The 7,421-nt window shown below is 48.4% G+C and carries 7 protein-coding genes; all 7 read right to left on the reverse strand.

From position 1 onward, the window contains the following. Position 1: 1 nt before the first annotated feature. A complete protein-coding gene (locus KDD36_07240; GenBank protein ID MCB0396430.1) occupies positions 2-1,210 on the reverse strand; it encodes a glycosyltransferase family 4 protein in 1,209 nt (402 codons plus the stop codon). Further along, positions 1,207-3,111, reverse strand: a complete 1,905-nt coding sequence (locus KDD36_07245; GenBank protein MCB0396431.1) for a hypothetical protein — start codon at positions 3,109-3,111, stop codon at positions 1,207-1,209. Before KDD36_07245 ends, KDD36_07240 begins: the two co-directional genes overlap by 4 nt. A gap of 32 nt (positions 3,112-3,143) precedes the next feature. Next, the gene (locus KDD36_07250) at positions 3,144-4,106 is read right to left on the reverse strand and encodes a glycosyltransferase family 2 protein (GenBank protein ID MCB0396432.1); all 963 of its coding nucleotides are present in this window, start codon (positions 4,104-4,106) and stop codon (positions 3,144-3,146) included. Beyond that, positions 4,103-4,954 (reverse strand): sugar nucleotide-binding protein, encoded by an 852-nt coding sequence (locus KDD36_07255; protein MCB0396433.1) that lies wholly within the window; start codon positions 4,952-4,954, stop codon positions 4,103-4,105. The genes KDD36_07250 and KDD36_07255 overlap by 4 nt, the downstream gene beginning before the upstream one ends. Continuing rightward, positions 4,955-5,950, reverse strand: a complete 996-nt coding sequence (locus KDD36_07260; protein ID MCB0396434.1) for a polysaccharide biosynthesis protein — start codon at positions 5,948-5,950, stop codon at positions 4,955-4,957. A 1-nt stretch (position 5,951) separates the two neighbouring features. Beyond that, positions 5,952-6,650, reverse strand: a complete 699-nt coding sequence (locus tag KDD36_07265; protein ID MCB0396435.1) for a class I SAM-dependent methyltransferase — start codon at positions 6,648-6,650, stop codon at positions 5,952-5,954. Between the two features lie 6 nt (positions 6,651-6,656). Next, on the reverse strand, positions 6,657-7,421 hold a 765-nt coding region (locus KDD36_07270), incomplete at its 5' end, for a glycosyltransferase family 2 protein (GenBank protein MCB0396436.1).

A 7,421-nucleotide genomic window follows, 5' to 3' on the forward strand; every position in this document is an offset into this window, starting at 1 on the left:
GCTATTCACCGGTTTGATTTGCATTTCCGTATTTCACCCCGAGACCTGTTTTATTTAGAAAATCAGATGCGAGCACCTTCCAATCAAAATTTTCCCGGATACGTCTTCTTGCCTGATCACATGCCTGCCTGAATGCATCCGTATCCTTTCTTGCATGCAGCGTGGACAGCAGATCGCTCAGCGCATCCTCCACGCCCGGCTCATCAAAATTCATCATATAACCATTCCCTTCATCGCCGATTGATTCGGGGACGCCACCGTGCTTACCTCCAATCAAGATATTCCCAAAATAAGCAGCCTCCAGAAAGCTGATGCCAAATCCTTCAAAATCCTTATCTCCCAAACTCCTTGTTGGCATTACAAAAACATGACTCATCTCCAACACGCGAAACTTCTCGGCTTCATCCACCCTACCCGAAAACTTCACGGCATCCCGAATACCCAGATCCGATGCAAGCTCCTCCAGGGCATTTCTTTCCGGGCCATCCCCAACAATGATATATCTTGCTTCCGGGTCATGTTCGGCGATATTCCGAAAAGCACGCAAGGCGATGTCCAGGCCTTTTCTTTTCACCAGGGTGCATACAGATGTCATGACAAAACCACCTTTCTTATCGTCGCTGTCAGGAGTCATCATCTTTCCGGGATCAACGCCTGGATACAATACATATTGATGATCCGGAGCAACAGAAGTCCTTTCACGAAACAGTTGCGCGGTTGCATTTGAGTTGAAGATCAGCAGATCAGCGTGCCGGCAATGCTTAACAAAGGAAGATTTATCCCGATCTGTATTTCTGATAATATCCAGTCCATGCAGAACGATGGCATACGGGATCGAATAAGTTTTCAGCCAACGGATGAATACCGGCGTCTCATCATCATAGTATGCGGTGATAATGACGTAAGGTTGACGGTCCTCACTTTTCAGTCTCCGCGCTTCCTTCCGGGCTTCTCTGTTCAGAACAAAAAAATGCCACAGTGTATTTATCTTCCGGAATATCGGATAGCCGTCACCGCTTCTCTGATGCAGATTTCTTTGATGTTTTATGAATGATGAGTCAACCGGAAACGGTAGCGGTGATTTCTGAACCGCAGAGGTAATCACTTTTCCCAGAAGGCCGTGGTGATGCAGTTGAGCAGCCAGGTTAGCTGAATAATCCGCCACCCCTCCGAACATGGGTAAAAAATCGTTGGTGTAGAGGTAGATCATTCGGTACGGGGAAGATGAATAATGGCGTGACGGTCTTTCTGAAACACCACATCCAGTCTGGGAGCTCTCTGCATCTCGTCGCTGAAATCCTTCCAGTAAATACCGGTCAGTTTTTTAAAGGCGGTGGTATCGGTGATCATCCATGCACAACCTGTTTCATTGAAAAAACCTGCAAGATCGTGGTACTCATATGCTGCTTTCAGGTCGCTGTAGCGGTGATGGTTCACGAGGTCACCCACCATATGATAGCCATGCTCCTGGTAGTAGTATTTCATATGCGTCAGTCCCACACTATAGATGTCTCCTTCCGTGGTGTATTTTTTCAGCTCATCAATCAGCTCCAGGGCGCTGGGATCCCCATAATCAACAAAGGCTCGTTTCTCCCTCTCACCGAATGGAATCGGTCTGGCGAAATTTTGCAGGTAATATGAGAATGCCAGATGTGAAGGCCCCACCAGGGTCAGAACCACAAAAATCCCAAACAGGCTCTGCAGCCAAAAGCCTTGCATATGAGACGTCAACCATCGTCGTACCGTCTCCCAACCGAGCCCGGCCAGCACAGCTGCCAAAGGAAGAAAATGCATGTAGCGGATGAGCGGCGATAAAAACAGCCACATCAGAGCTGCCGGTATCAGGAAAGCCCAAAGAATCCATATGCGTTTCTGTTTCCATTCTTTCAGGCATAGCAGTGACATCGGAAATAAAAGCACATAGGCCAATACAGGCCAATCCCGCAGCATTCCCTTTTCATTGCCGAGAAAAAGCGCTTTGAACATGGGAAGACCAAAAGTGATTCCTCCTTTGATGTCCGTCATGATCATTTGATAGTCCGCCTCAGTCCAGAAAAGATCCTCCCTGCCCAACATCATATTCAGCGAAGGCGGGATCGGATCACCATCGATCACGACATTCCGGAGATACCAGAACGCACCGGGAACACCAAAAGCGAGCAGGAACGCCCCTGCCTCCGCAGACCACTTTCTTTTTAGCAGGACGAAGGCGACCAAGAGGATAACCGGAACGATCAGAGCACCGGTTGTTTTCATCCCAACAAACATGGCGCATACAAGTCCTGTAGCGATAGCCATCCGCACATTTCCGGAATCGGCAGACCAAAGGATAAGCATATAAGCTGTAAAAAACAGGAACAGCATCAAGGGTATATCCAGATAGCCCACGTTGAGATAGCGCTGCACAAGGGGCGTGAAAAAGAATGCCAGTGCACAGGCCGTCGCCAGCCAGTCCGTCACCTTCATCCTGGTCAGCAGCGACCTTATACCCAGGGCAGCCAGCACACCTGAAAACCAGCTCAGCAAATGCACAAAGGGGGTATAATCAAAGAGCAGACCCAATGTATGAAGCATGTGAAAATTAAACGTGTAAAGTGGGTATCGCATGTATGGATCAACTGTGAATCCACCCGCTTCCACCCATTGCATCACATAAGGCAAATGGTAAGAGATACTGTCCCATCGAAAGGGCGGCATCAGCGAGGGCAAAGAGGTGATGGCAAACAGGGTCCACCAAAGTGGATACCTTGAGACCAATTCACGCCACATCTTCATAAAACCATGTATCGCTGGCAGCTTCCCATTGGAGAACCACCCGATCAACACGAGGAACAACATCCACCCTGCTGTTCTTTCCGGGGTAAGCATTGAGAAGACTCCCAGAATGATCATACCGAATGCCATCACGGACATTCCGGTAAGCGTAGACACCAACCATTTCTCCAGCACAGTATCAAAATCAAAGTGGTCATTTAAGAAAAATCCGATCCAGGAAGCAACAACTGCAAATAAGAAAATACCCAGCAATGCCAGGAACCAATGGCCATAGAGAGCCGGGTCGGTGAAATTTTCCCAGGCGATGAATGATATCTTATCTGTGATGAACTTCATATCCGGACCGGTTGCTTGTCAGCCTCCCGCATTTATCCCGCAGGTTTGGAATAGGAGATGGATGCGATCGGGTGAACGGGTAGGTTATTCACATCGAAATGAATGGCCGCGATGAGTGACTGGAAACCGATGATGACTGGCAACGCGGATAGCATTACTGTTCCACTTGAAGCCAGAATGTTGTATGTCACGCTAAGATACCAGTGGTAAGCACCAATGCCGCCCCCGATCAGCAGCAGCAACATTCCGATGATCAGCTCTACAGAGCCCACATTAAAATCCCTAAGAAAATAATTGTAAAAGATCCTTTTCAGAAACCTTGAGAACAGCTTGGGTGGAAATGAAAACAACACCTTCGTTACGCTAAGGCTGCTTGTCTCATCGTCGTATCGTGCAGCAAGCGGGACATCCTTTACCACGGCACGAACGGTTGACAATCTGAAAAGCATATCGCTTTCAAAAAAATAGCGGTCGGCGATCTTATCGAGTGGAAGTTGTGATAAGGCTTCTTTGCGTATAGCGGTAAAGCCGTTGGTCGGATCCATGATGTTCCAGTAACCGTTCGCAGCCTTATTGATAAACGACAGGCCCGCATTGCCGAAAAGTCTGATCTTAGGCATCGGTTTCAGGTAGTCCATCGCAAAGAAACGGTTGCACTTGGTATAATCGGCCTCGAGACGCAACAGTGGCTCCACCAATCGGGGAATCTCGTTGGGATCCATCTGACCGTCGCCATCTACCTTAACACAAATATCCGCACCGATGGACAGGGCATGTACATACCCTGTTTTCACTGCTCCGCCAACACCTTTGTTTTGTTTGTGTGTGAGCACCACTACCCGCTCATCACGGTTATGTTCCGTCACAAACTTTCCGCTGGCTTCCGGGCAGGCGTCATCCACCACAATAATTTTATTGACTTCCGGACCGATGCCGGCTATCACCCCCAGTATATGAGACTTTACCCGATACGCAGGTATGATCACTGCGATCATTTTACGGTCGACTTAGAAGTATTTTGGGTCATCCATTGGCGGAGTGATTCCAGCTGCTGCCGGAGTGGAACTGAAACCACATCAGGTATTAACCTCCTATCCACAGTCACATCCGTCTTCACAGATTCTATCTGGTGTTTTGTTTCAAATAACTCCTGAAACAGCATAAGCATTTCATACTTGGTCAGATGATCTGCGGTACCCCATTGGATCACTTCAGCCGATTCGCATCCATCCGGATGTTGCCGGATCCACTCATCCACCAGCCGGCACCATTCCAGGGTTGTGATCCCATTCCAGAGGTGGTTTTCAAAACCTTTCAACTGGCTTCCTTTCGGTTGGGTCAGGAACCAGTTAAGCAATCCTTTGCCCGCTGGATTTTCATCCGGACCGATAATGGACACCCTGGGGATCAGGGTATTTTTTCTGTGAACCAGGGCCGCATCTCCCAGGGCTTTTGACCAGCCGTACTCATCACCGGCATCTGTCTTGTGAGAGGTAGCATATGGCGCACCTGTAGCTCCGTTGTATACGCAATCCGTACTGGGATGAACGATTAAGGTTGACTCAGGCAAGCGATGAGACAGCTCGAGGGGCAGAATGGCATTGGCCCAAAGAAGGTCATGCAACTGATTGGTCTTTTGTTTGATGCGTCCGATGCAATTCACCACGATCCCGTTGGGGTGTTCGAGTAATACATCTGTGAGTGCTGTCCATCCGTTATTTTCAAACCGTTCGTCAACCGCTATCACATTTCTTCCGGTCTGCCGAAAATACTTCATGACCGTTTGACCAAGCATTCCGCGCGGTCCCAATACAAGAACAGGGCTATGTTGGTAGGTCGTCATCTAGTCATAAAAGGCCATATCACCCATTCTATCCAGGAGATCGCTGATGGATTGATCTGTGGTGAGTTGTTCAGTATTCTCGGAAGTATATTCATACCCCGGCGTATAATTCGTATTGGTCTTGTTTTCACGGTATTCGGGAACCACCTCGAAATATCCTTCGGACTCCACCGCCCGTGTCATTTCATACTCATTCACCAACACCTCATGCTTTTTCTCTCCAGGCCTGATGCCCACATTCTGAAGGCGTCCCTGGTCGCCGTCGCCATACTTCGACAACATGGCTTTTGCCAGGGCTTCCACTGTGGTGGCAGGTGCTTTCTTCACAAACACCTCACCACCGGATGCATGCAACATGGCGTGCAGCACCAATTCCACGGACTGTCCCAGGGTCATGAGAAACCGGGTCATATCCGGATCGGTAATGGTCAGGTTCTGTCCTTCGTCGATCTGTTTTTTAAAAAGTGGGATCACGGAGCCGCGGGACCCCATCACATTGCCATAGCGCACACAACAGAACACCGTATCCACCTTCTGCTGATTCTGAGAACACACGATCTTTTCCATCATGGATTTGGAGATTCCCATGGCGTTGATTGGCTTTACCGCCTTATCGGTACTCAATGCCACCACCTTCTCAACCCCATTCCTGATGGCAGTTTCTGTGACATTATATGATCCATAAATGTTTGTCTGCACAGCTTCCATGGGTGACTCTTCGCAGGAAGGTACCTGTTTGAGTGCGGCTGCGTGAAACACATAGTCCACGCCTTTCATGGCCCTTCCCAGACGTCTTTCATCCCTGACATCTCCAATAATATATTGGTAGTCGGGATGATCTTTTCTCATCTCGTATTGCTTCTTCTCATCCCGGCTGTAGATCATGATATTATCCGGCTGCTGCTCGGACAGGTATCTGGCCACATGATTTCCGAAAGACCCTGTTCCTCCCGTGATAAGTATGGTTTTACCTTTCAGTAGTCCGTTTACGGGCATATCAGGCAATTTTGCACTTGAAAATAAACTGATAACTCTTTTCCAGGGGAAGACTGGAAAGCTGATAGCGCTTGATGAGTCCCTGAATAAACTTCACCGGTTTCCTCTTCGGCAGGGGCACCCAATTCACGGGCCATTTATCCGGAAACACCTTCACGATCTCCAGTCCGTTGGTTTGCAGCATATCTTTCCATTCATCCAGAGAGAGCAGGGTTTCTTTGATATCCTGCTGATTCGTGCCGGTCCAGTTAGGAAAGTTCACATTGGGTACCATGATCAGGAGGCGTGCATTCGCTTTTGATACACGTATCATTTCTGAGATGGCTTTAGGCTGATCCAGGAAATGCTCCAGAGACCCCAGGCAGGTGACAAAATCAAACGTATTATTTTCCCACGGCAATGCTTCTGCAACACCATTCTTCACATCAAAGGAGGGATATTTTTTAGACGTATATTCTACGATCGCATCGGAGATATCCACGCCCGCACATCGAAGTCCCATCCCGGATGCATGAAACAGGACATCTCCTTTGCCGCATGCGATATCGAGTATGGCTTTTCCTTTATCAGATGGACTGACGCCCAACATATCCAGATAAGTCTTGTAATGAGATAGCGGTCTTCCGGATGCGCTTACATCCTTGTAATATTCAGAATTATAATATGCTCTGACCTGACCATGGTCTACCATTTCCTTCATGCGTATTCAATTGGCCTGTACCGTGTATACAGGGGTATTGTTCAATAATTTCATGATCTGTTCGTCACTCTGCACGGATGCTTTCGAAGCCTTTTTCCTGGCCTTCAGAATAGCGCTCAGCGAACCCAGAACGCTTTTCATCGCAAAGTAATAATTCCGGTTGTATATATAAAAGTAAACTAGCCTGTATGGTAAATAAACAAAGAATTTGAGCAGGAAGGCCGGGGTATGGATATTCTTCAGATACCAGGCCATGGTATTGCGTGTGATCTTCCGTATCAGAGCGCTGTTTTCGAACTGGATCTGGATGGTTGCTCCCTCACGGTGATACAGGATGGCTTTAGGGGCATACACCGTTGGCCAGCCCATCTTCCAGGCCCTGTAACCCAGGTCAAGATCTTCCGCATAGGCAGGGCGAAACAACGGGTCAAAACCTTCCAGCTGGTTGTACTTCTGAACACTGAAAACCGCTGATCCACCACCAGGGTACAAGGTGTGATACAACTTCTCCTTATCTGCCTTCTGATCGCTCCAGTAAGAAGTTGCCGACCCTTTGGTGATCCTGAACCTCCTCAAACCATGCGTTTCTTCTGTGCCTTCCCAATCATTCACGTTACAGGTAATTGCAAACAGGTTGGGATCGGCAGCCATGACGGGCAGTAACTGCATGAACACGTCCGGCGCCAGTTTCATATCATCATTCAGGATAAAAACCCAGTCGTCCCGGCAATCTTTTACATAAGGATTCAGGGAGAACAGGTAGTCATTCAC

This window comes from Flavobacteriales bacterium, assembly GCA_020435415.1.
Classification (GTDB): Bacteria; Bacteroidota; Bacteroidia; order JACJYZ01; family JACJYZ01; genus JACJYZ01.